Source organism: Wolbachia endosymbiont of Drosophila incompta, assembly GCF_001758565.1.
Lineage (GTDB): Bacteria > Pseudomonadota > Alphaproteobacteria > Rickettsiales > Anaplasmataceae > Wolbachia > Wolbachia pipientis.
The window spans coordinates 956870-957871 of sequence record NZ_CP011148.1; the positions used below are offsets into that span (position 1 = coordinate 956870).

The following is a 1002-nucleotide window of genomic DNA, read 5'->3' on the forward strand; positions in this document are numbered from 1 at the left end:
TCACCACCATCGCTATTGCTCAAAGCGTTATTGACTATTTTATATACGTTATTAATATTAACATTGTTTTGAGCAAAAAATATTTGATCTAGATTTGGCATTACCTTTGAACTAAAAATTGTTTAAGTATATTATTTAACTTTAACATAGTAAACTATAAAAAGCCAGGGTGGCGGAATTGGTAGACGCGCTAGCTTCAGGTGCTAGTAACTTTTTAAGTTGTGGAAGTTCAAGTCTTCTCTCGGGCACTCTTAGCTTCCATATTGCTTATTGAATTAATTAATGTTATAATATAACATATTAGGTAATATTTATGCTATGTATGGTGAAAAAGATAAGTTAGCCTACAGAAAGAAGGTACGAACTTACTCGAAACGCTTAGTTACCACACTATCTACTATCTCTTTCATTGGATACATAGCGGCATTGGTCTTGAATATTCCTGTCTTAAGTCTGTATTTTAGTATTGCCGGCACTATATTCAGTGCACTTTCGTTTGCTTTAAATATATGGTCACTAAATGATCATTCCCGACAACAGAATCTTAATAAGAAATCTGGCATAAAAAACACTCCAGGACAAAAAAAGTTAACAAAGATCTATCTTGATATAGCATCCAGTGCTTCATTTCTAATAGGAGGTATTGCATCTATGTCGCTTTTTGAGTCTTCTGTTATTTATTTTGTTTCTACGCCTTTTTTTATTCTAGGCTGTGTTATTATGGCAGCTAATATCGTTCAAACTATGATTAGTGAACCACAGACAAAAAACGTCCTTGAGAATCTCTCTTCAAATACTGCAAGAGTACAAGCTTAAGTATTAACTTATTTAACTTATACAGGAATATTAGCTATATAATTCCACTGAAGGAAGCCATTCAAAAGAGTTCGATGTAATTAGCGTCAAAAAAGTGTAAGCAGAAATTGTGGGCTTATTGGGGTAGGAGCGCTTAGTACTCCTACTTCCACATAAATTACTTGAATAATTGCTCAAGCTATCAAA

The 1002-nt window shown here is 33.2% G+C and carries 1 protein-coding gene, 1 tRNA gene and 1 pseudogene (1 of these 3 running past the window's edge); 2 read left to right on the forward strand and 1 reads right to left on the reverse strand.

The annotated features are described in order from the left end of the window. A pseudogene (locus WG67_RS04290) lies at positions 1–101 on the reverse strand (metallopeptidase TldD-related protein); its annotated part reaches 898 nt to the left of the window's first position; the annotation flags it as partial. A gap of 62 nt (positions 102–163) precedes the next feature. Here WG67_RS04290 and WG67_RS04295 point away from each other — a divergent pair. Then, positions 164–248: transfer RNA gene (locus tag WG67_RS04295), tRNA-Leu, on the forward strand. A gap of 70 nt (positions 249–318) precedes the next feature. Further along, complete coding sequence (locus WG67_RS04300) at positions 319–816, forward strand: hypothetical protein (RefSeq protein WP_010962975.1); 498 nt, start codon at positions 319–321, stop codon at positions 814–816. The last annotated feature ends 186 nt before the right edge of the window (positions 817–1002 follow it).

What these genes read in the sequence shown, in the direction of transcription:
- WG67_RS04300 (WP_010962975.1), top strand. Translation starts at nt 319, where the DNA reads ATGTATGGTGAAAAAGATAAGTTAGCCTACAGAAAGAAGGTACGAACT.